The 26,922-nt window shown below is 69.0% G+C and carries 21 protein-coding genes, 1 tRNA gene and 3 pseudogenes; 15 read left to right on the top strand and 10 right to left on the bottom strand.

Annotated features, from left to right (window positions below):
• The first annotated feature begins 158 nt into the window (after positions 1 to 158).
• The 5 genes and pseudogenes from IEZ21_RS33400 to IEZ21_RS33380 all read left to right on the top strand — a co-directional run.
• Positions 159 to 232: transfer RNA gene (locus IEZ21_RS33400), tRNA-Gly, on the top strand.
• 87 nt (positions 233 to 319) lie between these two features.
• Positions 320 to 586, top strand: coding sequence for a hypothetical protein (locus tag IEZ21_RS47980; protein WP_246568396.1), 267 nt, complete (start codon positions 320 to 322; stop codon positions 584 to 586).
• A 625-nt stretch (positions 587 to 1,211) separates the two neighbouring features.
• Positions 1,212 to 2,309, top strand: coding sequence for an NmrA family NAD(P)-binding protein (locus IEZ21_RS33390; RefSeq protein ID WP_189325562.1), 1,098 nt, complete (start codon positions 1,212 to 1,214; stop codon positions 2,307 to 2,309).
• Between the two features lie 511 nt (positions 2,310 to 2,820).
• A complete protein-coding gene (locus tag IEZ21_RS33385) occupies positions 2,821 to 3,609 on the top strand; it encodes an alpha/beta fold hydrolase (protein ID WP_213089389.1) in 789 nt (262 codons plus the stop codon).
• 12 nt (positions 3,610 to 3,621) lie between these two features.
• Positions 3,622 to 3,711: pseudogene (locus IEZ21_RS33380) on the top strand (electron transfer flavoprotein subunit beta); the annotation flags it as partial.
• 334 nt (positions 3,712 to 4,045) lie between these two features.
• Here IEZ21_RS33380 and IEZ21_RS33375 read toward each other — a convergent pair.
• On the bottom strand, positions 4,046 to 4,837 hold the full coding sequence (locus tag IEZ21_RS33375) for an IclR family transcriptional regulator (protein WP_189325561.1): 792 nt from the start codon (positions 4,835 to 4,837) through the stop codon (positions 4,046 to 4,048).
• A gap of 118 nt (positions 4,838 to 4,955) precedes the next feature.
• Between IEZ21_RS33375 and IEZ21_RS33370 the strand changes: the two genes are divergently transcribed.
• The 5 genes and pseudogenes from IEZ21_RS33370 to IEZ21_RS33350 all read left to right on the top strand — a co-directional run bounded on the left by IEZ21_RS33370 (position 4,956) and on the right by IEZ21_RS33350 (position 9,430).
• Positions 4,956 to 5,909, top strand: a complete 954-nt coding sequence (locus tag IEZ21_RS33370; RefSeq protein ID WP_189325560.1) for a 5-dehydro-4-deoxyglucarate dehydratase — start codon at positions 4,956 to 4,958, stop codon at positions 5,907 to 5,909.
• Between the two features lie 39 nt (positions 5,910 to 5,948).
• Positions 5,949 to 6,083 (top strand): annotated as a pseudogene (locus IEZ21_RS47970) (glucarate dehydratase); the annotation flags it as partial.
• A 276-nt stretch (positions 6,084 to 6,359) separates the two neighbouring features.
• A complete protein-coding gene (locus IEZ21_RS33360) occupies positions 6,360 to 7,376 on the top strand; it encodes a Bug family tripartite tricarboxylate transporter substrate binding protein (protein WP_189325558.1) in 1,017 nt (338 codons plus the stop codon).
• Between the two features lie 2 nt (positions 7,377 to 7,378).
• On the top strand, positions 7,379 to 7,816 hold the full coding sequence (locus tag IEZ21_RS33355; RefSeq protein WP_189325557.1) for a tripartite tricarboxylate transporter TctB family protein: 438 nt from the start codon (positions 7,379 to 7,381) through the stop codon (positions 7,814 to 7,816).
• A gap of 24 nt (positions 7,817 to 7,840) precedes the next feature.
• Positions 7,841 to 9,430 carry a tripartite tricarboxylate transporter permease gene (locus tag IEZ21_RS33350; RefSeq protein ID WP_189325556.1) on the top strand — a complete coding sequence of 530 codons (1,590 nt, stop codon included), beginning with the start codon at positions 7,841 to 7,843 and terminating at the stop codon, positions 9,428 to 9,430.
• 221 nt (positions 9,431 to 9,651) lie between these two features.
• On the opposite strand, the gene IEZ21_RS33345 is transcribed toward IEZ21_RS33350, so the two are convergent.
• From IEZ21_RS33345 to IEZ21_RS33330, 4 genes are all read right to left on the bottom strand, one after another.
• Positions 9,652 to 9,903 (bottom strand): IS3 family transposase, encoded by a 252-nt coding sequence (locus tag IEZ21_RS33345; RefSeq protein ID WP_189325555.1) that lies wholly within the window; start codon positions 9,901 to 9,903, stop codon positions 9,652 to 9,654.
• A gap of 253 nt (positions 9,904 to 10,156) precedes the next feature.
• A complete protein-coding gene (locus IEZ21_RS33340) occupies positions 10,157 to 10,564 on the bottom strand; it encodes a tautomerase family protein (protein WP_189325554.1) in 408 nt (135 codons plus the stop codon).
• Positions 10,565 to 10,767: 203 nt separating this feature from the next.
• On the bottom strand, positions 10,768 to 11,646 hold the full coding sequence (locus IEZ21_RS33335) for an alpha/beta fold hydrolase (RefSeq protein ID WP_189325553.1): 879 nt from the start codon (positions 11,644 to 11,646) through the stop codon (positions 10,768 to 10,770).
• Between the two features lie 27 nt (positions 11,647 to 11,673).
• Positions 11,674 to 12,375, bottom strand: a complete 702-nt coding sequence (locus IEZ21_RS33330; RefSeq protein ID WP_189325552.1) for an SDR family oxidoreductase — start codon at positions 12,373 to 12,375, stop codon at positions 11,674 to 11,676.
• A 204-nt stretch (positions 12,376 to 12,579) separates the two neighbouring features.
• Between IEZ21_RS33330 and IEZ21_RS47965 the strand changes: the two are divergent.
• Positions 12,580 to 12,782, top strand: a pseudogene (locus tag IEZ21_RS47965) (IS5/IS1182 family transposase); the annotation flags it as partial.
• A gap of 676 nt (positions 12,783 to 13,458) precedes the next feature.
• Here IEZ21_RS47965 and IEZ21_RS33325 read toward each other — a convergent pair.
• The 3 genes from IEZ21_RS33325 to IEZ21_RS33315 all read right to left on the bottom strand — a co-directional run bounded on the left by IEZ21_RS33325 (position 13,459) and on the right by IEZ21_RS33315 (position 18,049).
• Complete coding sequence (locus tag IEZ21_RS33325; RefSeq protein WP_189325551.1) at positions 13,459 to 14,244, bottom strand: hypothetical protein; 786 nt, start codon at positions 14,242 to 14,244, stop codon at positions 13,459 to 13,461.
• Complete coding sequence (locus IEZ21_RS33320) at positions 14,241 to 15,926, bottom strand: serine/threonine-protein kinase (RefSeq protein ID WP_189325550.1); 1,686 nt, start codon at positions 15,924 to 15,926, stop codon at positions 14,241 to 14,243. Before IEZ21_RS33320 ends, IEZ21_RS33325 begins: the two co-directional genes overlap by 4 nt.
• 611 nt (positions 15,927 to 16,537) lie before the next feature.
• Positions 16,538 to 18,049: an SDR family oxidoreductase gene (locus IEZ21_RS33315; RefSeq protein WP_189325647.1), complete on the bottom strand. Its 1,512-nt coding sequence runs from the start codon at positions 18,047 to 18,049 to the stop codon at positions 16,538 to 16,540.
• A gap of 485 nt (positions 18,050 to 18,534) precedes the next feature.
• Between IEZ21_RS33315 and IEZ21_RS33310 the strand changes: the two genes are divergently transcribed.
• Complete coding sequence (locus IEZ21_RS33310) at positions 18,535 to 19,113, top strand: hypothetical protein (RefSeq protein ID WP_189325549.1); 579 nt, start codon at positions 18,535 to 18,537, stop codon at positions 19,111 to 19,113.
• Positions 19,114 to 19,168: 55 nt separating this feature from the next.
• On the opposite strand, the gene IEZ21_RS33305 is transcribed toward IEZ21_RS33310, so the two are convergent.
• Positions 19,169 to 20,434: an RsbRD N-terminal domain-containing protein gene (locus IEZ21_RS33305; RefSeq protein ID WP_189325548.1), complete on the bottom strand. Its 1,266-nt coding sequence runs from the start codon at positions 20,432 to 20,434 to the stop codon at positions 19,169 to 19,171.
• 145 nt (positions 20,435 to 20,579) lie between these two features.
• Between IEZ21_RS33305 and IEZ21_RS33300 the strand changes: the two genes are divergently transcribed.
• From IEZ21_RS33300 to IEZ21_RS33290, 3 genes are all read left to right on the top strand, one after another.
• A complete protein-coding gene (locus tag IEZ21_RS33300; RefSeq protein WP_213089388.1) occupies positions 20,580 to 22,052 on the top strand; it encodes a class I adenylate-forming enzyme family protein in 1,473 nt (490 codons plus the stop codon).
• 118 nt (positions 22,053 to 22,170) lie between these two features.
• Positions 22,171 to 23,937: a DUF3556 domain-containing protein gene (locus IEZ21_RS33295; RefSeq protein ID WP_189325547.1), complete on the top strand. Its 1,767-nt coding sequence runs from the start codon at positions 22,171 to 22,173 to the stop codon at positions 23,935 to 23,937.
• Positions 23,934 to 25,364, top strand: a complete 1,431-nt coding sequence (locus IEZ21_RS33290) for a phytoene desaturase family protein (protein WP_189325546.1) — start codon at positions 23,934 to 23,936, stop codon at positions 25,362 to 25,364. Before IEZ21_RS33295 ends, IEZ21_RS33290 begins: the two co-directional genes overlap by 4 nt.
• Positions 25,365 to 25,577: 213 nt before the next feature.
• Here the strand turns inward: IEZ21_RS33290 and IEZ21_RS33285 are convergent, their stop codons facing one another.
• Complete coding sequence (locus tag IEZ21_RS33285; RefSeq protein WP_189325545.1) at positions 25,578 to 26,828, bottom strand: DUF418 domain-containing protein; 1,251 nt, start codon at positions 26,826 to 26,828, stop codon at positions 25,578 to 25,580.
• Positions 26,829 to 26,922: the final 94 nt, after the last annotated feature.

Below are 26,922 nucleotides of genomic sequence, written 5' to 3'. Positions count from 1 at the left end.
CGCCTCGCCCGTGAGCGGCCGGAGGGGCTCTGCCGTGTGCGCTGCAGCGCCCCATTGTGCGTCAGCCGTCCATCAACAGACCCCGAAGCCCGGGCCCGGTGCTGCGTGGATGCGGTACAGTGGGCGAGCGCTCAGGCGCGGAGCGATCGGCACCAAATGCGGGTGTAGTTTAATGGTAGAACATCAGCTTCCCAAGCTGAGAGCGCGAGTTCGATTCTCGTCACCCGCTCCAGAATGAAACCCCAGGTCAGTGATCTGGGGTTTGTTTGTTGTCTAGTCCAATTTGGGGGGTTGCGTGCCCTCTGCGTGCCCTAAGCGGATGAAAGACGCTGTCGCGCACGTCGCCGAAGCCCTCGTCACCGCCCTGTTCCTGCGCGCCGCCGGACTGGAATGGGGAGAACAAGGAGACGTTTGGGGGCAGATCGAAGCCCGACGACCACTCCCCGAAGACGTGTCCCCAGACCAGGTCAGCCGCATGACGGACACGCTACAGCGCCTCCTGACGCTCGACCCCGGCTCCGCACTCACCGGCGGCCCACTTGTGCCGCTGGGGAACTGGGTGACCGGCATGGAGCGGGGCGGCTGAACCCTCGCGGACGCGGCACGCGCGGGCAGCCTTCAGCTCGGCCTGCGCGGCATCCTGGCACGGCACATCCTCTTCCACTGGAACCGCATGGGCTTCACCACGCGCCAGCAAGCCATCTGGGCCCGAGCGGCACGCGAGACGATCCTCGGTAACTGAGCACGTTCTACGCCGACTTCCGTGAGCCGCGGTTCAGCCAGTGGACCACCGCCCGCGCGGCGGCCAAGTTGCAACAGCTTGTTCTGGACGAGCCCGACTCACGCGGTGAGCGAGGTCAACCTGAGTACCGGCGTAGACCGTCATCAAGCCGATCGCGTCCGCCTTCGACTTCCGCGATGCCGAACGCCGGCGCCCCCGCACACGGCGTGCGACCACACGCCGAGCCCGCAGGCACCTCCTCACGGTCACCTGTTGAGAACCGGATAACCGATCGCTTGCCTCTAGGAAACCGATCGGTGTACCGTGATGGAAACCGATCGGTTCCAAGGGTCTCGTGACCCACGGACATCGGCGCAGCGCCAGTCGGCCGGTGCCGTTGATCGCCAAGCCGATGCGGAGATCCGTCCCGAACGCACCGCGCCCAGCGCGTGCTGATCGCGTACGTACTCAACCTCCGGAGTCAAAAACCATGTCTTCTCATGCCACCTCCACCATCTTCGTAGTAGGCGGTACGGGGGCCCAAGGGATACCCATCGTCCGCGCTCTTGTCGCCGACAAGAAGTACTCCGTCCGGGTCCTCACCCGGGATGCCACCTCCGCCCGGGCCCAGGCTCTCCTCGCGCTCGGCAACGTCTCCATCCTCGAGGGGTCATTCGCCGACGAGGACGTGCTGCGCGAAGGATTTCGCGGCTGTGACGGGGCGTTCATCAACATCGACGGGTTCAACACCGGCGAGAAGACCGAGACCTACTGGGCCATCCGCACTTACGAGATAGCGATCGAAGAAGGAATCAAGTTCTTCGTCTACGGAAACCTCGACTACGCCCTCAAGAAGTCAGGCTACGACTCCAGGTTCCGCACCGGCCACTATGACGGCAAAGGCCGCATGGCCGAGTGGGTACTGTTCCAGAACGAGAAGAACAGGGACCGCATGGGGGCAGCGGTCTTCACCTCGGGTCCCTACATCGAGATGGTGATCTCGCCGCTCACGCCCATGCAACCCAGCATCGAGGACGGCGTCGTCACGTGGCGAGTTCCGCTCGGCGAGGGAGCCGTTCCGCACGTGGCTCTCGAGGACTGCGGATTCTATGTCCGTTGGCTCTTCGATCATCCGGAACGGGCCAATGGCATGGACCTCGAAGTCGCCATCGAGCACATGACCTACACCGATATGGCTGCGGCGTTCGAGAAGGTCACCGGGCATCCGGCCCAGTACATCGACACCGATCTGGACACCTATTGGAACAGTCCGGACCTGAAGGGGATCGCTGATCACCCTGCCGGATACAACGCCGATCCCAACGACAAGAGCAGCATGAGCTTCCGCGACAATTTCACGGGCTTCTGGAACGTGTGGAAACACGGAATCATCACCAGGGACTACGCCCTGCTCGACGAAATCCACCCCAACAGGATCAAAAGCGCTGAGGAGTGGTTCCGCCGCGAAGACCAGTTGGGAAGGGAGCTCGGCAAGGGAAGTCTCTGGGAGAGGGTCCAGCCGGAGAACTGGACCATGGACTCCGCGGTCCTCAAGAGCAGCGCGGATTTCAGGACGGGCAAGTTGTAGACGGACGCGATCGGCGCCGCCCACGGCCCGTCCAACACGGTCAGGAGTGGGCGATCGGGCATTCCGGCAGGGGTCGCTCGGAGGCATCGGCCTACCTCGTCGAAGACCTCGGGGCGGCCGTCCGCCCCGGCGATCTCAACGACCTCGACGGGATCCGCCAGGCCGCAGCGGCGGCCGACGGCATGGTCCACCTGGCGAATACGCCCAACTGGCCGGTGAAAGATCATTCCGCGGCTCTGGCACGTGGGCTCTGCCCGGGCGAGTCCGGACGGGCCGACGGCCGGTGCCGTACGACCGGGCCTCTGCACCCCCGATCCGGGCTTGCAGGACCGCGACGCCGCGAAGGCGGCTTGGAGGTTGAACTCATGCCACAGGTGACACAGCGACCGCCGTCTGGTGAGGACTCCCTGACCAGTGGGTCCCAGTCAGTTGACCGTGTCCGTCATCGGACGGTTCGGGCAGGCGGGCTGGAGGTCCCGATCCTTGAGGCCGGCAGCGGGCCGCTGGTCCTCTGCCTCCACGGTTTTCCCGACCATGCCGCCAGCTGGGCAGGGCTCCTCGACCGTCTTGCCCAGGAAGGGTACTGGGCGGTCGCGCCCGCACAGCGCGGAACTGGCCCGGCGGCGCGGCGCCCGACGGCTCCTATCGCGTGTCAGCGACCGGACAGGACGTCCTGGACCTGATCGAAGCGCTCGGGCGCGAGCAGGCGGATCTCATCGGTCACGACCTCGGTGCCAGGGCGGCGTATGCGGCAGCGAGCCTCGCCGCGACACGTGTCCGCAAACTTGTCGGTATGGCGGTTCCCTATGGCCCTCAAGCGCGAACCGCATTCATCACCAACGGTGACCAGCAGCGACGCAGCTGGTACATGTTCTTCTTTCAGACACCCATGGCGGAGGCGGCCATCGAGCTCGACAACTTCGCCTTCATCGACCGGCTCTGGCGGGAATGGTCACCCGGCTACGAGCTGCCGGATGCGGAGCGTGTCGCGCTCAAGGAAACCCTCCGTGTTCCAGGAGTTCTGACCGAGATCCTGGGCTACTACCGCCAGTTGTTCACGCCTCCCGCGGACGAGGCGGCCCGAACCCTGGAGACCCGGGCGAGCGGTGCCATCACCGTCCCGTCGCTCTACCTCCATGGGGCCGACGACAACTGCATGTCCGTGGAGTTGAGCGACGGCATGGACGCCCAGTTCACGAACGGCTTCGAACGCATCGTCGTACCGGGTGCAGGGCACTTCCTGCACCTCGAGCAGCCCAAGACAGTCTCCGACCACATCCTGGGCTTTCTGAACAACTGACCCCCAACCAGCCTGGCCGCCAAGAAGAAGCCGGTGGAGTCCTGGGACCTGTCCGACCTCGGCATCGAGGCCGACGAGGTCGGTCTGGAGAACGCCCGCACGGTATCGGCGGGTGTCCGGCTCGCCTCGCAGTCCGCCTTGTTCGTGGCGCTGCCGGATCTCCAGCGGGGTGAGGTAGCCCCAGGCCGGGTGCTTCCGCAGCTGCCGGCGGTTGTAGAAGGTCTCGATGAACGCGAAGATCTCCGCGCGGGCGGTGGACCGGTCGGCCAGTGGCGGGTGCCGATCTCCTCCTTGAGGAGTGCGACGAACGATTCGGCGTCAGTCTCACAGTCCCAGCACTGCCCGAACTGGCCAAGTGCGGCGACGGCACGGACGCGATCGTCACAGCCGGCCTGGTCAACGGTTCGGGCAGCGGCTGTCCCGTCGGGCGGACGCCCTACGGCATCGTGTGGTCGATCGGCGCCATCCGCTCGATCGACAGCCGGGTGAGCCGCATGGCCTCGATGAGTTCCTCGGTCCTCGCGGAGTTGAGCCGGTCGATGGGGATCGAGCAGCTGATCGCGTCGATCGGGGGCGTGGTGAACCGGAGTGAGAATCCGTAGCAGACGACGCCGACGAAGTTCTCCTCGTTGTCGATGGCGTATCCGCGCTCGGCGGTGGCCCGCAGGTCCTTGATCAGGGTGTCGTGGTCGGCGTGGGTGTTCGGCGTGAGGGGCTTCAGCGTGTCGGGAACATGGTCGGCCAGGTCGGTGTCCAGCCGCTCGGCGAGCAGCGCCTTGCCCAGTGCCGTGCTGAAGGCCGGGAGCCGGCGGCCGACCCGGCTGAAGGAGCGGAGGTACTGGCTGGATTCGTGCGTCGCCAGATAGACGATGTCCGTGCGGTCCAGTCGCCCGTAGTGGATGGTCTCGTCGAGCTTGGCGCTCAGGTCGTTGATCAGCGGCTGGACGATGCGCAGATAAGGGTCCGCGTCCAGGTAGGTCGTCCCCGCGAGGAGGGCGCGGATGCCGACGCTGTAGAGCGTGCCGGAGGGATCGGTGCGGACCCAGCCGTGTTCCGTCAGGGTCCGCAGCAGAGCGTAGACGCTGCTGCGTGGGGCGCCGAGGGCCTCGCTGAGTTCTCGCAGCCGGGCGGGCCGGTTCTGCCGCGCGGCCAGGAGCTCGAGCAACTCGACCGTACGGGCTGCCGACTTCACGCCCCGTACGCCGCTGACCGCCTCAGGCTCACTCATCGCTACCCCTTCCGAACGCACTCGAAGAATTCTTGCACCGATGCTTGACGGTTATCAGCCATGTAGCCATGCTCTCCATCACGAGACGGCTGTCTACATATGGAGACAGGTGGCGCGCATGGAGACGACTCGGGATATCGAGCGTGACCGTGAGACGGCGGATCGGTTGCGCAAAGGGATGGCGCAGGGTGTCCTGTCCTTCCCGCTGACATCCTTCAACGCCGAAGGCGGCCTCGACCTCGACGGCTTCCGCACCCACCTGGCCGCGCAGCTCGCCGCCGGCCCGGGTGCCGTCTTCGTCGCCTGCGGAACCGGTGAGTTCTTCTCGCTGTCCGCAGAGGAGTACCACGCCGTCGTACGCACCGCCGTCGAGGTCGTGGCGGGACAGGTCCCGGTGGTGGCCGGTGTCGGGTACGGCTGGTCGCTGGGGCTGCAGTTCGCCCGGCTCGCAGAGGGGGCCGGTGCGGACGCCGGGCTGCTCATGCCGCACTACCTGATCTCCGCCCCGCAGTGCGGATACGTGGACCATGTTCGTGCGGTGGCGAGCGGCTCGCCCCTTCCCCTGATCGTCTACCAGCGCGGGCAGGTCAAGCTGAGCACAGCCGCGGTCAGGGAACTGGCCACGGTGGACGGCGTCGTCGGCCTCAAGGACGGGCACGGCGACCTCGACCAGATGCAGCGGCTGCGGCTGGTGGCGCCCGGCGACTGGCTGTTCTTCAACGGCGTGGCCACAGCCGAGATGCAGGTACGGGCGTACGCGAGCATCGGCATCCCCGCCTACTCCTCGGCGGTCCACGCCTTCGCACCCGAGATCGCGGGTGCCTTCTACGCGGCGCACCGGGCCGGAGACCACCCAAGAATGGAACACCTGCTGAGGGAGTTCTACCTGCCCCTCGTCGAACTGCGCGACCAGGGCACGGGCTATGCGGTGTCCCTGGTCAAGGCGGCGGCCCGGCTCCGCGGGGCCCCGGTCGGCCCGGTCCGCGCACCCCTGATGGAACCGGCCCCTGACCACCTGGGGCAGCTCGAGGCCCTCCTGCACACCGGCCTGGCGCTCGCAACGGGCAAGTGAGGGAACGTCGTGCTCAGCAGCGCGCCTCGCACCGTCAAAGTGACCGTCACCCCCATCCTCATCAGTGGCTCGCCGCCGCTCAACATCCTCGGTGTGCATCAGCCGTACACACCCCGCAGCATCGTCGAGACAGAGACCTCCGACGGCGTCGCCGGCACCGGTGAGACCTACGGCACCCGCGACCACCCCGACGAGGAGATCGCCGCCGTCCGCGCCCTGGCTGACACCTTCACCGACGGCGGCCCGGAGGTCACCGACACCCCGGGCCCTGCGTCGAACCCGCCCGGGATGCGCCGGCCCGCCCGCACGAACGGTTCGACCGGATGCCGCAGTGCCACGACCGCGACGACGTCGCGGCCATGCGGCGCAAGCACCCCGACTGGACGCAGCCACCGCTCCCGCGGTGGTGACCCCGGCTGGCCAGAACCTCATCCATGAAGGAGAACAATCATGTTCCAGGCCCGACTGCGCCAGGGCCGGCACCTCGCCGGCGCGGCTGTCTGCGCCGCTGCGCTTCTCACCCTCACCTCGTGCGGAGGGGTCCAGGGCGGCGGGGGAAGCGGCGAAGCCGCCGAGAACTATCCCACCAAGACCGTGGAGTGGACCGTGCCTTCCGACCCGGGCGGCAGCACCGACCTGATATCGCGCGCCGCCGCCAAGGCGTTGGAGGACCCCCTGGGACAGTCCGTTGTGGTGGAGAACAAGCCCGGCGCCAACGGCGCCGTGGGCGGCAAGGAGGTCCTCGGCCGCAAGCCCGACGGCTACAGCCTGGTCATGCTCTCCCAGTCGCTCATGTCGATCGGCCCGCACACCGTCGTCGACGATGACCCAATCAAGATGTCCGACATGGACGTCATCTCCGGGCTGACCGTGGAGGACTACGTCCTCGTCGTCCCGGCGAAGTCGGACATCGAGACCCTCGACGACCTGCTCGCGAAGAAGTCGGTCAAGTACGGCACCACAGGCGCCGGCACCGGCAGCGAGCTGGCCCAGGCCCTCCTCTTCGGCGACGCCGGCGTCAAAGCCGGCGGCATCCCGTTCGACGGCGGCGCGCCCACTGTGACCGCGCTGCTGGGCAGCCAGGTGGACGTCGGCGCCGTCCACGTGGCCGAGGCCGCTCCCCATCTCACGTCCGAAAAGCTGCGGCCACTGGCGGTTTTCGCCAAGGAGCGCATCGACTTCCTGCCCGACGTGCCCACCGCTGTCGAGTCCGGCCACGATGTCGTCGTGGACCAGCGCCGCTGGGTCGCCGGTCCGGCAGGACTGCCGGACAACGTCGTCTCCGAGCTGCGAGCGGCGGTGAAGAAGGCCTTCAAGGACCCGGAGTACGGCAAGTTCCTGGAGAACAACTACATCGGCCGCTGGGAGGCCTCGCCGGACGCCGTCGTCAAGCAGGTCGAGACCGCCAAGAAGCGCTACGGCGAGCTCATCGACGAGTTCGGTCTCGACTTGAAGACCGAGGGCTGACCATGAGGACCCAGGCACGGCTGGGGGCGCTGGTGCCGCTCGGCATCGGCGCCCTTGCTGCCCTGGCGGCCGTATCGATGGGGCTGGGTTCGCCTGCGGACCCCGGCCCCGGACTGTGGCCCCTGATCGTGAGCCTCACCATGGTGACGCTGTCCGCCTCGCTGCTCCTCAATCCCGGCGCGGACACCGAGCAGGAGCCGTTCAGCAGGCAAACCGCCGTGGTGGCCCTGGGCGCCCTGTCGCTGGTCGCGTACACCCTGCTCATCGAACGGGTGGGCTTCGAGGTCATGACGGTGCTGCTGCTGGTGCTGTGGATGCGCGGCTTCGGCCGGGACAGCTGGCGGCTCAGCCTGGCCGTGGCAGTGGCCGCGTGTGCAGCGTCGTATCTGCTCTTCATCGTCGCGCTGGGCGTCTCGCTGCCTCATCTCGTCGCGTTCTGATCCCTCGACACCTGTGAGAATCCGATGGACTTCCTCACTCCCGCTCTGGACGGCTTCGGCGTGGTCTTCGAGCCGCAGAACCTGCTGTACTGCCTGATCGGGGTGACTCTCGGCATGCTGGTCGGCGTGCTGCCCGGCCTCGGCCCGGCCGCCACCATCGCCATCCTGCTGCCGGTCACGTACACCCTCGAACCGGCCTCGGCGATCATCCTGCTCGCCGGCATCTTCTACGGCGCCCAGTACGGCGGCACGGTCACCTCGGTGCTGCTCCGCCTGCCCGGAGAGGCCTCGACGGTGGTGACCGCCATCGACGGCTACGAGATGGCCCGCACGGGCCGGGCCGGATCCGCGCTCGGCATCGCCGCGATCGGCTCCTTCATCGGCGGCACCGTAGGCATCGTCGGACTGACCGTGGCGGCCCCGTTGGTGGCGGGCTGGGCTCTGGCCTTCGGCCCGCCGGAGTACGCCGCGCTCGCGCTGCTCGGCATCCTGATGATCTCCACCCTGAGCACCGGATCCCTGCGCCGCAGCCTCCTTGCGGGCAGCATCGGGCTGCTGCTCGCCACCGTGGGCCGCGACCCGCTCCTGGGCAGCGCTCGCTACACGTTCGGCAGCGACCAACTCGCCGACGGGCTCGACTTCGTCATCCTCGCCATGGGCCTGTTCGGCATCGGCGAGATCCTGCACAGCCTCGAACGCCTCCGCCAAGGCGCCCCGCCGGAGCCCCGCGTCGGCCGGGCCCGGCCCAGCCGGGCGGAGTTCCTGCAGTCGAGGTGGGCGATCGCCCGGGGGACGGTGGTGGGCTTCCTCCTCGGCATTCTTCCCGGCGGCGGCGCCACGATGTCCTCGATGGTCGCGTACACGGTCGAGAAACGCTCCTCCAGGACGCCCGAGCGGTTCGGCAAGGGCGCGATCGAGGGGGTCGCGGGTCCGGAGGCGGCCAACAACACCGCCGCCACCTCCTCGTTCATCCCGCTGCTCACCCTCGGCATCCCGGCCAACGCGACCATGGCCGTCATGTTCGGCGCCCTGCTGCTGGCGGGCGTGACCCCGGGCCCGCAGATGATCGACGAACATCCCGAGGTGTTCTGGGGCGTCATCGACTCCATGTACATCGGGAACCTGTTCCTGATCATCCTCAGCATGCCGCTGATCGGGCTGTTCGTCCGCGTGCTGCGCGTCCGGGCCAGCGTCCTGGCGCCGCTGACCGTGCTCATCACCATGATCGGCGTCTACACGATCCGCTCCAGCATGTTCGACATGCTCGCCGTGGTCGTGCTCGGCGTCGTCGGCTACCTGATGAAGAAGGTCGGACTGCCACCCGGCCCGCTCGTCCTCGCCTTCGTGCTCGGCAACCTGCTGGAGACGGACTTCCGGCGCTCGATGCGGATGTTCGACGGCGACGTGACCGGCTTCCTGGGCCGCCCCGTCTCCGCCACGCTGCTCGCCTTCGTGGTCGTCTTCGCGGTCGCCGTGCCCCTCCTCAGCCTCCGCAAGAAGCTCCGGCAGCCCGCACCTCCCGACACCACGACCACTCTGGAGCGAACCCCGGACCACCCCCGTACGGCGGCCGAACCCGGCGGCCCCAGCGAGGAGCGACAGCATCCGGGCTGAGCCCTGGACCGGCCGTGAGGATGGCGCCTCGTCGACCTGCGCAGTCGGGCGGCCGCACCCGGCGTCAACCCGTCTGCGGGCACTCCCGGCGGGACATGCTCCACGTGCTCCGACACACCTACGCGAGCGTCCAGTCCGAAGCTGGTGAGTCCATCGAACCGTTCCGGGTTGGCCTGAGACTCAGGACTGTCCCGGCTTGCGCGGAGTCGCGTTACTGGGTTTCACGCTACAGGTGCTGTGCGTAGCTCGTACTCCACCAGGCTGAGCATGCCCAGCGCGGCGTGTCTGCGTTGCCGGTTGTGGAAGATCTCGAGGTACTCGAACAGGGCGGTGGACAACTCCAGCCGTGTCCGCCATCGCCTGCGGTTGAGCAGTTCGCCCTCGACCACCTCGATGCCTGCCTGGTGCCGGTGCCGACCCGTCCGGCACCGGCCCTGACGGGCCACGACCACTAGCCCATGGAAACCGAGCATGCGCTGGTGCCTCGGCGCGGCTTCCCTTCGAGGCTTCTACGGGAAGATCGCCTCTCGGATGCAGGCCGCCTGGCCGAGGGCTGCCAGTTCCAGATTCCGCTCCGGCGATGGGCACTTCGGCGGCCAGGTGCGCGCTCAGGGCGAGGCCCATCGACACCGCTTCGGAGCCCGTGACCTCCTTGCTGGTGAGGATCAGGTCCAAGGCGCGTTCCCGGCCCACGAGCTGCGGAAGCGAGACGGTCGCCCCAGAGGGTCACTGCTCTTCGTTTGTGACCAGGTGCGGAGGATTGAACGGGCGGCCACCGGCTGCAGACAGGTCGGAGACCGTGACCGAGTCGAGCAGGATGAAGACGTCTTCTGCATCGATGCCTGCCCGTAGGGTGAGGTTCTCGGCAATAGTGCGATAGAGGGCGTGCTTGCGCTCCACGGGGCGGTCTTTGCCGACGACGATGCGGATCAGCACGAAGTCTTCGGTCCGCGGACCGCCAAGAAAGTCCGGGCTGTAGATGAACTCGTGCGGCTCCTTCTGATGGATGACCTGAAACCGGTCTTCGACCGGGATGCCGAACTGATCGACGAGTGCCTGATGCACGCCGTCAGCGATCGCCCGGAGGACGCTGCGGCTCCGGCCGCGCCTGACCGTGATGTCGACGACGGGCATTGCCGACTCCTTTCTGATCACCAACGGAATAATGCCGTGGCTTTGTCCGGGGAGTACCGGTGGTCAGCAGTGGGCTGCCCCGAGTCGGGCAGCGACCCTCGGTGGCGACAGCCACCGAGGGTCGGTAAGCCGGACCGGCTGTCACCCGGCCCGGCAGGGGCCCCGGTCATGTCCTGCTCGTTTGCGCGCCAGGACGTCGGCGGTCAGGCCGCCGCGTTCAGCAGGTCGGCCAGCAGGTCGGGCCTCTCCAGAGCGATGAAGTGGCCCACTCCCGGCACCTGTGTGAAGTCGGCGGCAGGCAGCAGTTCCTTGTTGGCCTCGCGGTCCGAGGGCCGGGACCAGTCCTTCTCCCCGTAGACGAGGTGGATGGGGGCCTTGATCTCGGGGTAGTGCGAGCGGGCGGCGATGAGGCTGGGCAGGCTCTGGTACACGGCCCGGGCGACGTTCGGGTAGCCGGGGCGGCTGCCCACCTGGAGGAGTTCGTCCAGGTAGTCCTCCCGCAGCGCGCTCTTGTCGCCGAGGCCGCCCTGCAGGATCTTGCTGAGGGCGGCCCTGGGCTCCACCCCGGCGACCACCGGACCCACCCCCGGGGCGAGGACACCGCTGACGACCACACGGGCCAGGAGACTGGACCGGGCGATCCCGCCGCGGAAGTCGTAGGTGTTCACCGCGACGACGCGCCGTACTCGCTCCGGCAGATCGGCCGCCGTGGTCAGGGCGAGCACCGCCCCCATGGACTCCCCGACCAACGTCACGTCATTCAGGTCGAGTTCGGTGAGGAGCCGCTTGACGCCCGCGCGCATCGCCGGCTCGTCGTACGAGGCGCCGGGCACGATCTCGGAGTAGCCCATCCCGGGCAGGTCGAGGGCGTACACCGTGTACTGATTCGAGACCAGGGGGATGAGGTGGCGGAAGTGTTCGGCCTGGGTTCGCACGGTGTGCAGCAGGACCAGGGGGGCGCCGGTGCCCGCCTTGAGGTAGCGCAGGGTTCCCTCGCGGCCGTCAAGCCCCGCACGCGGGGCGAGGGTGTGGCTGGTGGTTCCCGGAATGTGAATCGTGGGACGTGACTCGTGGCTGGGCATCTCGCCGACTCCTTGGGTGTGAAGGGGTTACTTCGACAGCTGGGCGTACAGTCCCGCCAGGTCGCCGGCCAGGCCCGCCTTGACCTGGCGCGAGATGTCGTCGGCGAGTACCTCGTACGCGCCCGTCTCGACGCCATCGAGGGCGAGGGAGGCGACGTCACGTGGGTCGGACTTGGGTGCGTCGACGTCGGCCGCCAAGTCCGTGTCGGCGTAGCCGACGTGCAGTCCGGTGACGGCGATGCCGCGCGGCTGCAGTTCCAGGCGCAGGGAGTTGGTCTGCGACCACAGGGCAGCCTTGGAGGCACTGTAGGAGCCGCCGAGGGCCAGCCAGGAGAGCACGGAGTGCATGGTGAGGAGGTGGCCGCCGCCGTTGCGTTCGATGACCGGCACGAAGGCCCGGGTGAGCAGCAGGGGGCCGTAGAAGTTGGTCTCGAACTCCCGGCGTACGTCGTCGACCGGGGAGTCGAGGAAGGGCGCCCCGACCGCGGCACCGGCATTGTTGATCAGTACGGTGACATCTTCCGCCTGTGCGGCGGCGGCCGCCACGGAGGCCGGGTCGGTGACCTCCAGCGCCACCGGCACCGCGTCCGGGTGCGTCACGCTGCGCGGATCGCGGGCCGTGGCGTACACCTTGCCGGCACCGCGCGCGTACAGCTCCTCCACCAGCGCCTTGCCTGTGCCTCGGCTGCCGCCTGTGACGAAGACGTTCGCGCCCTTCAAAACAGTCATGACGCTCCCCGAAGAATGAGAAACCGATCGGTTTCCAGAAGAGTAAACCGATCGGTTCCCCGACACAAGCTCAAGCGTCAAGCCGATCCCCGCCGAATCGGCAGCTGAGCTCGGGCCGAGGGCGACCCTGGGAGATCTGGTGAATGAAGAGTGGGCCCGGCTGGAGGTGCATCTGCCGAAGGCCGGGCTGCGCGACGGTCGGTGGGCCGCATTGACTGGTCCATGATGTCCGTGGATTCCACCACCTGCCGGGTCCACCAGCACGCGGCCGGGGCACGCGAGAAGACCACGAGGGTGCCGGGAAAGGACACACTCCCCGGCAGCACCGCCCCGACGATGGCCTCGGACGCTCCCGGGGCGGTCTCACCAGCAAGCTCCACCTCGAGGGCGGGGGGCGGACGACGCCCCAGAAGGGGCCGGCTGTCCATGTGCACACGCAATGGCTCCGCGCAGTCGGCCCTGGCACGGACGACCCCATGCAAAAGGTGGGCCACTTCAGCGCGGCACCTACCCGTCGCCGAGCGCCGTGCCCATGGCGTGCCCATAAGACCGGTAAACCACGGTCAACTACGGTGCGATCGTGCACTCCCGGTTGCCACTCCAGAGTACGTATGCCCAGGTCAGAGGCTATCCGGCTCCTCAAGCGCCGTAGCTTCCCAAGCTGAGAGCGCGAGTTCGATTCTCGTCACCCGCTCCATGCGAAACCCTCAGGTCGATGACCCGGGGGTTCTTTGCTGTCTGGTTCGGTGGGCGGGGCGCGGCCGTTGTCCGAGCCGTTGAGGTCGGTGGCGTTGCCGCCGGGCGCGACGTCGGTGTCGAAGGAGCAGGTCACGTACGTCTCCGTACGTCGCCCACATCTTCACGCTGAAGCCGCGGGCGATCTCGTTGCCGGTGTTGGTGACGGAGAACGGCACGGTGAGGCTGGACCGGGTGGATGCGCGAATCCGGCAAGGGCGCCGTGATGCCCGGTCAGCTGATCCCCATCGAGTCCGCCGATCCCCGACGCCGTCGACGCCACCGGCCGCCACGGCATCGCCGTCACCCGCGAAGACCGACCGCTGACCTGCGCCATGCCGGGTCTCTTCAGGGGCAGTCGTACGTGAAGTGGGTGGTGACCGTGCGGTGGGTAGGGGACTGGAACTGTAGTTCGGCCTTTGCCGTGTAGTGGCCCTTGCCCTGGAAGGTCCACCGCAGGTGCAGACGTGCCTGTCTCTGGCCTCGGACCACCACTTCGCGCAGGACGCCCGAGGCGGTGCCGTCACTTCGGATCCAGCGGTAGGAGAGCGTGCCCGGCCGGCCGTTCGTGGCGACGAGGGCGACTATGTCCGCTGTCCCGTCGCAGCCCAGATCCGTCGGCCGGGCCGTGACCGCCGCCGTGCGCACCGCGACGGAGGGCCCGAGGCGCTGCCAGGCGAGGAAGGCGATGACGGCGATCAGCACGAGCGCGGGCAGAGCGTGTCTTCGCAGACGTCGGCGCGGGGGTATGCGAGGCGGCGCCACCGCGGGCAGCGTCCTGTGGGTACGGTGCGCGACGGCGGCTGTCACCCCCGGGCCGAAACGCAGCACGGTGCCTTCGGCACGGTCGGGCAGCGTCGGCGGCGGCGGCAGGATCCCCGTAGAGGGCGGCCCGAGGAAAGTGGTGTCCGGCTCGGGCCTCTGGATCCAGTGGCTGGCCAGCACCGTGGCGCTGTACTCGGCGTCGGCGGAGCCGAGTTCGTCGCTCGGGGCGTGTTCGTCGGTGGGGCCGAGGTGGAGGGTGGAGTGGTCGTCGGCCGGGTCGAGCACCCGGGTTTCGTCGGCGGAGCCGAACACCTGGGTGGGCTCCCAGTCCTCGGCAGACACGGGAGTGCGGTCGTTGTGAGCGCTCATCCGATGACACACCCCCTGGTCAGAAGCTGCTGCGAGGCGCCGCCGTCGGCGGAGGCCGGAGTGGTCGTGGCCTGCACCGTCCAGTAACAGCCGTTGCCCTGGAAGGTGTGATCGACGGTGAGCGTGTACTGGGTGGCGCCGCTGCGCTCGAACGTCTGGGACGCACCGTCCGGGGTGCCGAGCTGTCCCCCGGCGTCACCCGTGGACCACGAGACGGTGATGGAGAGCGGTCCGGTGCCGTCCGTGGTGATGTCGATCGTTGCCGAGGCGGTCGTCGGACCCGTCTGCCGGAAGCCCGACACCGCGACGTCCTTGACGGCGGGGGCGGTCGGCCCGGTGGGGGCGTCCGGCGCGGTGGGTGCGTCCGGCGAGGTGGGGGCAGCGGTCGTCGGCGTCGCCTCGGTGGTCGCCGCGCCGGGTGTCGTCGTCTCCGGGTCCGGGTCCGTGGTGGCGGCGGATGCCGAGGGCTCGCCGGTGCCGGCCGTCGCCGAGTCCGAGGGCGACAGACTGGGGGACACGGTGGACGCCGGGGGCGGCGGGGACGAGTTCGCCGACGCGGTCGGCGGAGCGATGAGCTCTCCCGACTCCACACCGGGCTGGGCTCTGCTGGTGGCCAGCGCCTGCGCCGCCTGCTGCGGATCCGCTCCCAGCGGAGTGTGCTGGATGCCGTAGGCCAGGACGACAGCCAGAAGCACGGCCGCACCGGCCACCAGCATCCCTGGCCGGCCGGGACGCCATGACTGCGCCCAGCCGAGGCCCGGTTCACGGCTCAGGACCGTGCGTGCGGTGTCCGTCGTGGTACGTGGGGCACTGCGGGCCGAGGGCAACAGCAGCGGCAGCAGGGCCACCAGCGCGGCGAGCCGACCGCGGCCGCGTTCCTCCCAGTCGGGCCCGTAGGCGGCGCCGGCCACCGCCTCCAGTTCCATGACGAAATCCTCGGCGTGTGTGGGCCGTTCCCGCGGGTCCTTGGCCAGACCACGCCGGACCAGTTCCCGCACCGCCTCGGGGGCCTCCTCGGCGGGGACGGGCGCGTCGACGTGCTGCAGCGCGAGTTCGGCGAGATTGTCACCCGAGTACGGCTTGTGGCCCGTCAGGCACTCGAAGAAGGTGGCCGTGGCCGCATACACGTCGGCGGCGGGAGAGGCGGGCGCGCCGGTCCACTGCTCCGGGGCCATGTAGGCGGGGGTTCCCGCAACGCCGACGCTGGTGCCCGCGTCCACCGCGATCCCGAAGTCGACCAGCTTGGACGATCCGTCCGGTACGACCAGGACGTTCGCCGGTTTGTAGTCGCGGTGGACGACGCCGATGCGGTGCGCGTCGGCCAGGCCGAGCAACGACCCCTTGAGGACCACGAGCGCGGCCTCGGGATCGAGCGGACTCTCCCTGGTCAGCAGGGTCCGCAACGAGACACCGTCCACCAGCTCCATCACGATGGCGGCGCCGTCCGGGCTCTCGACGTACTCGTACAACCCGGTGACGTACGGGCTCTCCAGGCCGCCGAGCAGCCGTGCCTCCGCCCTGAAATCGCGTACGAAGCCCGGCCGCGTGCGCAGTGACTCGCTGAGGTACTTCACCGCGACCGGCACGCCCGTCTCCTCGTGCACGGCCAGGACGACCCGCCCGCTCGCCCCTGATCCGAGCTCCAGTGACTCGGTGTATCCGGGCACTCCCCATGTGTTCATCCCAGCCCCCCAAGGCCGCATGTGCTACCGGAAACTCACCCGCCCCGGAGCTTCGGCCACGCGTCCAAAGACACGTTTTCAGCCACTGCGGTTGCGGTGCGGCATCCGATATCCCCGTTCCGGACACCGGCAGCCGGGATATCGGAGGAGCACCACTGGATAGTGCCTCAGAACCTGTACAGATCGACCCGGAACGCCGGTAACAGTCCGGCGCACGGCCCGCGTCCCACGCGGGTGCCGGACCGGTCCGACCCGTTTCCTGCCGCTTTTGCCGCGGCTGCGGAGTGAATCGCGGATGGCTGAAAAGATCACACGGATCGAGCGGAGGCGCCACCGGTGACCGGAATTCCGGCCCCAGAAAAGGAGCGGCACGGCGGTACGGTGTCGGCTGCCCCCGCAGCACCATGAGGCACAGCCGTGGCCCCCGCCACGGAATCCGGGGGCACGGTCGCGGCACCCGCCACGGCACCGGAAGTCGGTCCGGGCTCGGACGAAGAGCGGGACCACGCATTCCGCGTCCCTCAGAGCGGCCTGCAGGACCGGGTTGTCGTACACCCGCAGGTCCGCGGTGGACAGGGCGACGCAGACACGCACGGTTCCCTGAGCCACCCTCAGTGGGTACGGGCCGGTTCAAGGGCCGCCGATTCGGCCGCGGTGGCGATGTTGCGGGCCATGCCGCCGAAGACCGCGGCGTGGAAGGGGGCCACGCCCCACCAGTAGGCGTGCCCGGCCAGGCCGTGCGGATGGAACAGGGCCCGCTGCCGGTACACCGTGCGCCCCTGTGGATCCCGGTCGACGGCCATCTCCAGCCAGGCCAGGCCCGGCAGCCGCATCTCCGCGCGCAGCCGGAGCAGTCGGCCCGGCTCGATCTCCTCCACTCGCCAGAAGTCCAGGCTGTCGCCGACCCGCAGCCGGATCGCGTCCCGGCGGCCCCGGCGCAGGCCGACACCGCCCACCAGCGTGTCCAGCCAGCCCCGCAGGGACCAGGCCAGCGGCGAGGAGTACCAGCCGTTCTCGCCGCCGATCGCCTCCACCACCCGCCACAGCTCCTGCGGCGACGCCGCGACCGTGCGCTCGCGGTGATCCGTGTAGAGGCTCCCGCCCGCCCAGTCGGGGTCGGTCGGCAGCGGGTCGCTGGGGGCGCGGGGAGTCGAGGCCGAGGACCACCTGGTGGCCACGTCCGCGTCCTGCACGCGCCTCAGAGCCAGCCGGATCGCCCGGTCGAGGGTGACCGGTCCCTCCGGCGGATCCAGCACATAACGGACGATGTCCTGCTCGGCGCAGACCACCTCGTGCTTCAGTGACTCGACCAGCGGACGCGCGAGAGCGCCCGGCACCGGGGTGACCAGACCGACCCAGAGGCTGGACAACCGGGGGGTGAGTAGCGGAACGGGCAGGATGACCCGCTTCGGCAGCCGCGCGATGGCGGCGTACCGCCGCATCATCTCCTCGTACGTGACGACATCCGGCCCGCCGATGTCGAAGGCTCGGTTCACGTCGCACGGCAGCCGCGCGCACCCCACGAGGAGGCGGAGTACGTCGCGGACGGCGATCGGCTGGATGCGGGTGCGCACCCAGCTCGGGGTCACCATCACGGGGAGCCGCTCGGTCAGGTACCGCAGCATCTCGAACGAGGCCGAACCCGACCCGATGATCACGGCTGCCCGCAGTACGGCGGTCGGCACGCCCGAGGCCAGGAGGATGCGGCCCACTTCGGCGCGGGACCGCAGATGGGGTGACAGCGCGTGCTCGGGTACTCCGGAAGGGCTCAGCCCGCCGAGGTAGACGATCCGCCGGATTCCGGCAGCACGCGCCTGCTCACCGAAGATCCTGGCCGCGCGCCGGTCAGTCTCCTCGAAACCCCGCCCGGTGCCCAGCGCGTGCACCAGGTAGTACGCGACGTCCATTCCCTCCATGGCCGCGCGTACGGACTCCTCGTCCGTCACGTCACCGCGCACGGCCTCCGCCTGCCCGGCCCACGGATGGTCCCGCAGCTTGCCGGGCGAGCGGGCCAGGCAGCGCACCGAGTACCCGGCGGCCAGCAACTCCGGCACCAGCCTGCCGCCCAGGTACCCGGTGGCGCCGGTGACCAGACAGCGCGGCGGCCGGTCGTCGTCGGTCATGCCGATCGCGCCCATGCCGGTCGAGTGCGCCTTGTCCGGCGATGGCCGGCAGGCCGGGCCGCAAGAAACGTCATGGCTCTCATGTCTTCCCGGGACGTGCCCCTTGGAGGGGCTCTGTCGCTGTTCCCCTGAGCCCATGCTTGGGGCCGAGGACGAGCACCGCAACCTCGCCGAATTCCGGCCGGAGGGGACGGCGGGGTCGGCAGCGCGCCGTGCAGGTGCTCGCCCCCATCGCCGAGACCGCACGCGACGCAACGGACCTGCGTCCGCCCGGCTTTCCCACCGGCACGGCGGTGCCCGCACCGCTTCCGAGGCCTCTCCTGGTGGCCTTCCTGCCTGACTGCACGTGGCTCGAAAAGCTTGTCCCTCGCTGCGGCTGTTGAGCTAACTTTTCTGCCGCGGCACCAACGGTCATGAGGCGACCAAGCGCCCCCGCAGCATCCACGACAGGAGGAAGATCCGCCCAAGAGCACCCTGGGGGAACCATGAACACCCGCACGACCACCACCACCGCGGCCCTCGCCGGTGCCTTACTGCTCACCGCCTGCAGCGGCCTGACCCGGACCGCCACACCCGACGCCGAGGCCGCGCCTGAGAAGACCGTCACCGCCGCAGCGAGCGCGTCTCCGTCTCCCGGTTCGGCGGGCGGGTCCAAGGTCGGCGAGGAAGTCCGCAACGGCAGCGCGGTCGTCAAGATCAGCAAGGTGCACGAGGTCGACGGGATCCTCATGGACGGAGGCACCAGGAGCGCGGGTACCGAAGCGAAGTACGTGGCCCTGGAGACCGTCGTCTTCAATGACACGAAGTCCGGTATGGACCTCACGTGCTCGCGGCCCATCGTCAGCAGCCTGATCGACGACCGGGGCCGCCGTTACGACCCCATCGACGACCTGAACAGGATTCCGGGGAACCCGCAGTGCGACGAGCGGCTTCAGCCCGGCTCCAAGGACCAGATGGTGTTTGCTTACCGCGTGCCCAGGAGCGCCAAGATCACGGCTTGGGAGTTCCCCGAGTCCGACCGGGAGCCGTCCACCATCGACCTCGGCGGAACCTCCCCGACGTAGCTTGACCCCTGGCTGCGATCCGACCAGCAGGTGTGGGCCTCGCTGTCCTCGGTGATCAGTTGCCTCGCGCCGGATGCGTGTCCGCTCCTCCGAGTCCGAGCTGCGCGCAGGCCAGCAGAGCCACCTCGATGTCCAGTCGGTTCTCGGTGAGCGGGTGGCCGAGGATCTCCTCGGCCTTGCGTATGCGGTAGTGGACGGTGTTCTTGTGGACGTGCATACGTGCGGCGGCGTCGGTGAAACTGCCCTGGGCGTCCAGGAACACCTGCACGGTCTCGCGCAGGCGGACCGTGGCGCCGTCGTCGTTCATGAGGCCGCCGAGGACGCGTCCGGCCCACGCCCTGACGTCGGCTAGGTGATCGACGAGGAGGCCGGCGAGCGCGACCTGGGAGTGGAGGACGAGCGCGCGGTGCGGGTCGGCCGCGGTGACGGCGACCGTGCGGGCGCGCTGCGCATCCCTGAGGGTCTGACGGAAGCCGTCGAGCCCGGGGGACGGGTCGTCGCCGACGGCGATCCGGAGTGCCGGGTGCTTGTCAAGTTCGTGTTGGAGGAGGGGGAGGTCCAAGGTTGGTTTGGCGGTGGATGAGATCCAGGCCCAGTGCGTTCGCTCGTCCGCCGAGATCGTCAGTGGAGCCTTGCCGGTGGCCGCGGACAACATGGCTGCGCCGGCGCGCAGTTGGGCCGCGTCCGGATCGGGTGAACCGGGCTGCGTCCAGATGATCGCGGCGAGGTGCCAGCCGCGCAGGGACGTCGACAGCATCTTCTCCGCCGACGCGAGGTCGAGCCCCTCGGTGTCGAGCACCGCGCGGACCTGGGCGGCGCGGGCCGCGTCGGAACGGGCGTCCCACCGGCTGCGCTCGTCCTCGTAGATGTCGATGATGCCCTCGATGACCTGGTCGATGTACCTGTTCGTCAGTCGCGCGATCTGGCTGGTCGTGGCCAGGGCGGCTTCGGTGGGCAGATCGAGACGGCCAAGGGTGGTCATGGCCCGCTGGACGACCATGTGCTCGCCGAGGCGGTAGGCGCGCAGCAGTGCCTCCAGTGACAGGCCGTGCTGGGCGAAGCGGCGGGCGTACTCCGCCGCGGCCGGTGGGACGGTGATGTCGTCGAGGGAGATGTTCAGCTCCAGCATGTCGACGATCGCCGCCAGGTTCGACGCGGTGCTGGCGACCATCAGCCGTCGTACGGCGTCGTCGTGGCGGAACTCGGGGATGACGTCGACGAACATGGAGGTCATCTCGGCGGTGAGGTTCTCGAGATCGGCCTGGGTGCGCCTGGCGACGTCCCGCACGATCATGTCGACGTTGACGTTGGCGGCGCTCATGGCCGGACCGTACCCGAGACGTCCGCCTCCCGCTTTGTGACGGCGGCACAAAAAGGCGGGTTCGGGCTGGGACGCGAGCCCATGGTCGGACGCGTATTCCCTGCCTACCTTTCAGTTATTGCGTTGGTCTATTACCTTCGTCACGGTGCGACTCAATGGTGAGGAAATCGTGCAGCACATCGCCGAATTGCCGGACGTCCGGGCCGGCCGGAATCCCACCGGACCCTGTATCGCGGATGATCGCGAGCAGCTGGACAATGAAGCTTTTCTGAAACGGGTCCGGTCCGCGGCGAGTGTCCTCCGCACTCATGGAATCGGTATCGGCGATGTGATCGCGGTGGCTCTTCCGAACCGTCTGGAACTCGTCGTCATCATGTTCGCGGCATGGCGGCTGGGCGCCGCGGTCACGCCGGTGAATCCCGGGCTGACCGATGCCGAGGCCCGCCATCAGATCGAGGATTCCGGAGCCAAGGTGGTGATCACCGATGACCGCGGCATGGGAACCCTGGACGTGGCCGCGTTCGCCGACACTCCCGCTGACCGGTCCCCGGACGCCGTCTCCCCCGCCTCCGACGCCCTCGCCCTGATCATCTACACGAGCGGGACCACCGGCCGCCCGAAGGGCGTCATGCTCGACCACGCCAACATCGCCGCGATGTGCCGGATGATCGTCGACGGCATCGGTCTGGACGAGACCGATCACAGCCTGCTCGTTCTGCCGTTGTTCCACGTCAACGGGATCGTGGTGAGCGTGCTGTCGCCCCTGCTGGCCGGTGGGCGGGCGACGATCGCGGGGCGCTTCCGGGCGCCGGCCTTCTTCGCCTCGGTCGAGGCCGCAGGGCCGACGTACTTCTCGGCGGTACCGGCGATCTACGCCATGCTCGTCTCGCTGCCGGACGACGTACGCCCGGACACCTCGTCGCTGCGCCGGGCGATCTGCGGGGCCGCGCCGATGCCCGCCGAGCTGATCGCCCGGTTCGAGAACCGGTTCGGGGTGCCGGTCGTCGAGGGCTACGGGCTGTCCGAGGGCACCTGCGCGTCGACGTTGAACCCGCCCGCCGGGCCGCGCAGGCCGGGGACGGTCGGGCTCCCGCTGCCGGGGCAGACGGTCGCCGTGATGGACGCCGAGGGCCATCTCCTCGACGCCGGGTCGGTGGGCGAGGTGGTGGTCCGTGGCCCGAACGTCATGCGCGGCTATCTCGGGCTGCCGGACGAGACGGCCAGGACCGTCGTCGACGGCTGGCTGCACACCGGCGACGTCGGGCGCTTCGACACGGACGGCCATCTTGTTCTGGTCGACCGGATCAAGGACATGATCATCCGAGGCGGGGAGAACATCTACCCGAAGGAGATCGAGAACGTCCTGCACACCCACCCGGCGGTGCTGGAAGCGGCGGTGGTCGGCGCGCCCGAACCGGTGCTCGGTGAGGTGCCGGTCGCCTACGTCACGCTGCTGCCGGGTGCCGCCGCCACGGCCGAGGAGCTCGTCGACCACTGCCGCGGCTCGCTGGCCCGCGTCAAGGTACCGGTGTCGGTCGTGGTCACCGAGTCGCTGCCGAAGAATCCGGTGGGGAAGATCGACAAACCCCGACTGCGCTCATTCACCGTGAGCTCGTAAAGCACAATCACCCCGCATCACGCCCACATCACCACCCCACATCACCCGGACATTTTTCCATGCGCATTTCCGGTGTGGATCAGCACGCCCGAAAATCGGTACGAGAAAGGCGAGAACAATGGGGTTCAAAACAGGTGACTTCCCGCCGGTCGATCCGCAAACATTCCTGGACAAGCCTCTTCAGGAACGCATGAAAACGTTGGCCCTGCACTGGGTCGAGTACGGTTTCGGCTCGCCGAAGATGATTCCCACCACGTACGTGGTCAAGGTCCTTTTCCTGTACGTCCTCGCCGGTACGGCCCTGGTGACCTGGACCTCGGACGCCGGACCGTTCTGGGACGTCGCCCACTGGTGGGACCAGCCGGACGTCTACCAGAAGCTCCTGCTCTGGACGGTCTTCCTGGAGGCGCTGGGCGTGGCCGGCTCCTGGGGCCCGATCGCGGGCAAGTTCAAGCCGATGACCGGCGGCATCCTGTTCTGGGCCCGGCCCGGCACCATCCGGCTGCGTCCCTGGAAGCGGGTGCCGTTCACCGACGGCGACCGCCGCACGCCGGCCGATGTCGTCCTCTACCTGGCCTTCCTGGCGTCCCTGCTGACAGCCGTCGCGGCGCCCACCGACGGACTGGTGCGCCCGGCCCTGCTGATCGCGCCGATCGTGCTGTACGTCGCGTGCGGCCTGCGGGACAAGACGCTCTTCCTGGCCGCCCGGGGCGAGCAGTACCTGCCCGCGCTGGTGTTCTTCGCCGTCCTGCCCCTCACCGACATGATCGTCGCGGCGAAGCTGCTGATCTGCGTGGTGTGGATCGGCGCCGGGGTGTCGAAGTTCGGCCTTCACTTCACCAGCGTGGTGTCGCCGATGGTCTCCAACAGCCCCTGTGTCCCGTCGAAGCGGATCAAGCTCCTCCACTACCGCGACTTTCCCCATGACATCCGCCCGTCGAAGGTCGCGACCCTCATGGCGCACGTCGGTGGCACCACCGTGGAAATCATCACCCCGCTGGTGCTGCTCTTCTCCACGAACCACTGGCTGACCGTCGCCGGCGTGGCGTTGATGGTCGTCTTCCACCTCTTCATCGTCTCGACATTCCCGCTGGCGGTGCCGCTGGAGTGGAACATCCTGTTCGCGTACCTGTCGGTCTTCCTGTTCCTCGGCTTCCCGGCCCAGGACGGCTACGGTGTCGGCGACATGTCCTCGCCGTGGCTGACCGCCGGGATCGCCGCCGCACTACTGTTCTTTCCCGTCCTGGGCAATCTGCGCCCGGACCTGGTGTCGTTCCTGCCCTCGATGCGTCAGTACGCGGGCAACTGGGCCTCCGCACTGTGGGTCTTCGCGCCGGACGCGGAGCAGAAGCTGAACTCGCTGCCGCACCGCCCGACCACCAACCAGGTCGACCAGCTCCAGGCGATGGGCTACCCGGCGGCTGTCGCCGAGATCACCATGCAGCAGACGATCGCCTGGCGGTCGATGCACAGCCAGGGCCGCGGCCTGTTCTCCGTCCTCATGAAGAACCTTCCCGACCTCGACCAACGGACCGTGCGTGAAGCCGAGTTCGCGTGCAACTCGCTGATCGGGTTCAACTTCGGCGACGGCCACCTGCACAACATCGACCTCGTCAACGCCGTGCAGTCCCAGGTCGGGTTCGCCCCGGGCGAGTGGATCGTCGTATGGGTGGAGTCGCAGGCCATTCACCGCAAGGTGCAGCACTACCAGGTGATCGACGCCGCGCTCGGGGTCATCGAGCGGGGTACGTGGAAGGTCGCAGACGCGGTCAAGGAGCAGCCGTGGCTGCCGAACGGCCCGATCCCACTCGACGTGACCTGGACCCGCGGGCAGTCGTCGCCGGTGGTGGGGCAGCAGGGCACGGTGGAAAGCTTGGCGACATGAGTACGGCAATCGTGGTCGGCGCCGGCCCCAATGGGCTGGCCGCCGCCATCGCACTGGCCCGGGAGGGCGTACAGGTCACCGTCCTCGAGGCGGCCGACGAGATCGGGGGCGGCACCCGCTCCGGTGAGGCGATCCTTCCCGGGCTGCTGCACGACCACTGCTCGGCCGTCCACCCGATGGCTGTCGGCTCACCGTTCCTGCGCGAGCTCGGCCTGGACCGCTACGGGCTGCGGTGGGCGCTGCCGGAGATCGACTGCGTACATCCGCTGGACAGCGGCACGGCAGGGGTGCTGCACCGCTCGGTCGCCGAGACCGCGGCCGGTCTCGGCGGCGACGGCCGACGCTGGCGGTGGCTGTTCGACGGCCCGTCGGCGGCATACGACACCTTCGACGCCGACATCCTCGGCCCGCTGCTCCGCGTCCCACGGCACCCCGTCCGACTCGCCCGCTTCGGCGTCCCCGCGCTGGCTCCCGCGTCGCTGCTGGGCAAGGCGTTCGCGACCGAGGAGGCGCGGGCGCTGTGGGGCGGGGTGGCGGCACACGCCTTCCACCCTCTCGAGCGGCCACTGAGCGCCGCCATCGGACTCGGCATCCTCACCGCGGGGCACCGGCACGGCTGGGCCGTGGCCGTCGGCGGATCACGCCGCATCACCGACGCCATGGCCGCGCTGCTGACCGACCTCGGCGGGAAGATCGAGACAGGCGTACGGGTGCGGTCGGCCTCCGAACTGCCGCCCACGGACGTGACCCTCTGGGATGTGGCGCCCACCGCACTGGCCGACATCCTGGGCGACCGGCTGCCGCCCCGGGTCGCCCGTGCCTACCGGCGGTTCCGGTACGGCCCGGGGGCGTTCAAGGTCGACTTCGCGGTCGAGGGCGGCGTGCCCTGGACCGCCGAAGCGGCGCGGCGGGCCGGCACGGTGCACGTCGGCGGCACGTACGCCGAGATCGCCGCCACGGAGCGGGACATCCACGCCGGACGGATGCCCGATCGGCCGTTCGTCCTGGTCGGCCAGCAGTATCTGGCCGATCCCCTGCGGTCGGCCGGCGACGTGCACCCGGTGTGGACCTACGCCCACGTACCAGCCGGTTGGTCCAGCGACGCCACAGGAGCGATCACCGCCCAGATCGAGCGGTTCGCCCCGGGATTCCGGGACCGGATCGTCGGCACCGCAGTGCGCACCACCCCCGGATTCGCCGCGTACAACCCGAACTACGTCGGCGGCAACATCATGACCGGCGCCAAGGACATCCCCCAGCTGTTGTTCGGCCCGCGGCCCACCCTGCACCCGTACGACACGGGTCTGCCCGGCCACTACCTGTGCTCCGCGGCCACCCCGCCCGGCCCCGGCGCACACGGAATGTGCGGAGCCCACGCCGCCGCACGAGCTCTGCGCCACCTCCAAGGGCAGACCTGGGACCCGTGACGCCGAGGCGGGGAGCGGCACCGGGGGTGAAGAAGCCGCAGCATGTACGCGTCTGCCTGCCCCGCCCGGCCCTGCGGCAAAGGACCGATGACTGTCCGCGCGCACCCGGCCGCCCGCCGGTCGGAAGGAAGTAGGCCCGCCTCCGAGTCAGACCCGTTGTCGGAGGGTGTCGTTGCGACCTCGAGCTGACCTTTCCGGATACCCGCCCGAGGCTCATCGGACGGAATTCGCCAGTTTGGTCGCGCCGTTGAGCAGGTACTCCAGCGGTCCGCGGCGGAAGAAACGAGACCAGACCGCCGCGAACAGGGTGGCTCCGACGATGAACCAGAACAGCAGCGCGGTGGAGGCGGATCGCGGCGGGGTGGCCGCTTCGCCGGGCAGGGCGAGGATGACCAGGATGTGGCCCACGTAGATGGTCAGGGACATCGTGCCGACGGCGATGATCGGAGTTGCCGGCCGCCGCAGCCACAGCAGTCGGTCCATCGCCACCGTCAGGCACAGGAGCACGGTGATCGCGATCCCGATGCTGCCGATGAGGTCGAACGTGGAACCGGTGTGCGGCTCGGCTGCCAGCAACCCCCATGCGTCGGGGCCCCACAGCCCACCACCGACCGGCATGTCGAAGGATCCCGGTGCCATGCCGGGATCCTTCATTGCAGGCATCCCGGCCATGATCTTCTGATCGCCGCCGGACAACCGGAGCGCCAGCCACGAGACGCCGTATCCGAACCCGATCAGCACGGGACCGACCACGGCCAGCCGCCGCTGCACCGCGCCGGAGGTCAGATCCAGCCGGCCCAACGTCATGCCGGTGACCACGAACGTCATCCAGGTGATCGCCGGGTAGAGGCCGGTGAGCAGGAGGTCGAGCAAGCCCACGCCGGAGAGTCGCGCGATCGGGTCGTACGCGTCGATGCTCTTCACGATCGACTCGTTGAGCAGTGCCCTGAGGCCGAACGCCAGCTGCGGCGTGACGACCGCGAGCGCGACCGCGATGATCGCGAGCGTCCTGGCCCGCAGCCGCAGCAGGGGTAGGGCCAGCAGGAAGTACAACGCGTAGAAGTTGAGGATTCCGGCGCCGCCGAAGTTGGTCATCGCCAACGCGCTGCCCAGTACCAGCAGGATCACGGCCCGGATCACGATCCGAGCCTTCGCCTGCCGGCCGGCCAGTCCGGTCTTCGGCTCACGGCGGCCGGCGATCAGCATCAACGAGAACCCGGCGAGGGTGGCGAACAGCGCCGAAGCCCGGCCGCTCGCCAGGCCCAGGAACCAGTCGCCAACGCCGCCCCCGGGCGTGGGGAAGGGACCAACGTGCACGGCGAACATTCCGAACACGGCCAGTGCACGGGCGAGGTCCACCCCGACGAGCCGCGCCATCGGCGCTGGGCGTTCCGTCGCCGTGGCGGACTCGGGTGCGGATAAGGAACGCGGAGGCGCCTTCTTGGCGGTTTCGATCTCAGTCACTGGGACAACGTTGCTGAAGCGCGGGGGCGGTCAACCATCCGACGGGCTTCGGGAGGTGCCCCGCCGGTCGGTCGACCGACCCCCGCCGATTGGC

The organism is Streptomyces flaveus (assembly GCF_014647675.1).
GTDB classification, from domain to species: Bacteria; Actinomycetota; Actinomycetes; order Streptomycetales; family Streptomycetaceae; genus Streptomyces; species Streptomyces flaveus.
Note: the sequence above shows the minus strand (reverse complement) of the source record. Positions and strands in the feature narration are given on the sequence as shown.

Excerpts from the sequence above, each read along its gene's own strand:
- IEZ21_RS47980 (WP_246568396.1), top strand. The coding sequence starts at position 320 with ATGAAAGACGCTGTCGCGCACGTCGCCGAAGCCCTCGTCACCGCCCTG.
- IEZ21_RS33390 (WP_189325562.1), top strand. The coding sequence starts at position 1,212 with ATGTCTTCTCATGCCACCTCCACCATCTTCGTAGTAGGCGGTACGGGG.
- IEZ21_RS33375 (WP_189325561.1), bottom strand. The coding sequence starts at position 4,837 with ATGAGTGAGCCTGAGGCGGTCAGCGGCGTACGGGGCGTGAAGTCGGCA.
- IEZ21_RS33370 (WP_189325560.1), top strand. The coding sequence starts at position 4,956 with ATGGAGACGACTCGGGATATCGAGCGTGACCGTGAGACGGCGGATCGG.
- IEZ21_RS33360 (WP_189325558.1), top strand. The coding sequence starts at position 6,360 with ATGTTCCAGGCCCGACTGCGCCAGGGCCGGCACCTCGCCGGCGCGGCT.
- IEZ21_RS33355 (WP_189325557.1), top strand. The coding sequence starts at position 7,379 with ATGAGGACCCAGGCACGGCTGGGGGCGCTGGTGCCGCTCGGCATCGGC.
- IEZ21_RS33350 (WP_189325556.1), top strand. The coding sequence starts at position 7,841 with ATGGACTTCCTCACTCCCGCTCTGGACGGCTTCGGCGTGGTCTTCGAG.
- IEZ21_RS33345 (WP_189325555.1), bottom strand. The coding sequence starts at position 9,903 with ATGCTCGGTTTCCATGGGCTAGTGGTCGTGGCCCGTCAGGGCCGGTGC.
- IEZ21_RS33340 (WP_189325554.1), bottom strand. The coding sequence starts at position 10,564 with ATGCCCGTCGTCGACATCACGGTCAGGCGCGGCCGGAGCCGCAGCGTC.
- IEZ21_RS33335 (WP_189325553.1), bottom strand. The coding sequence starts at position 11,646 with ATGCCCAGCCACGAGTCACGTCCCACGATTCACATTCCGGGAACCACC.
- IEZ21_RS33330 (WP_189325552.1), bottom strand. The coding sequence starts at position 12,375 with ATGACTGTTTTGAAGGGCGCGAACGTCTTCGTCACAGGCGGCAGCCGA.
- IEZ21_RS33325 (WP_189325551.1), bottom strand. The coding sequence starts at position 14,244 with ATGAGCGCTCACAACGACCGCACTCCCGTGTCTGCCGAGGACTGGGAG.
- IEZ21_RS33320 (WP_189325550.1), bottom strand. The coding sequence starts at position 15,926 with ATGAACACATGGGGAGTGCCCGGATACACCGAGTCACTGGAGCTCGGA.
- IEZ21_RS33315 (WP_189325647.1), bottom strand. The coding sequence starts at position 18,049 with ATGACCGACGACGACCGGCCGCCGCGCTGTCTGGTCACCGGCGCCACC.
- IEZ21_RS33310 (WP_189325549.1), top strand. The coding sequence starts at position 18,535 with ATGAACACCCGCACGACCACCACCACCGCGGCCCTCGCCGGTGCCTTA.
- IEZ21_RS33305 (WP_189325548.1), bottom strand. The coding sequence starts at position 20,434 with ATGAGCGCCGCCAACGTCAACGTCGACATGATCGTGCGGGACGTCGCC.
- IEZ21_RS33295 (WP_189325547.1), top strand. The coding sequence starts at position 22,171 with ATGGGGTTCAAAACAGGTGACTTCCCGCCGGTCGATCCGCAAACATTC.
- IEZ21_RS33290 (WP_189325546.1), top strand. The coding sequence starts at position 23,934 with ATGAGTACGGCAATCGTGGTCGGCGCCGGCCCCAATGGGCTGGCCGCC.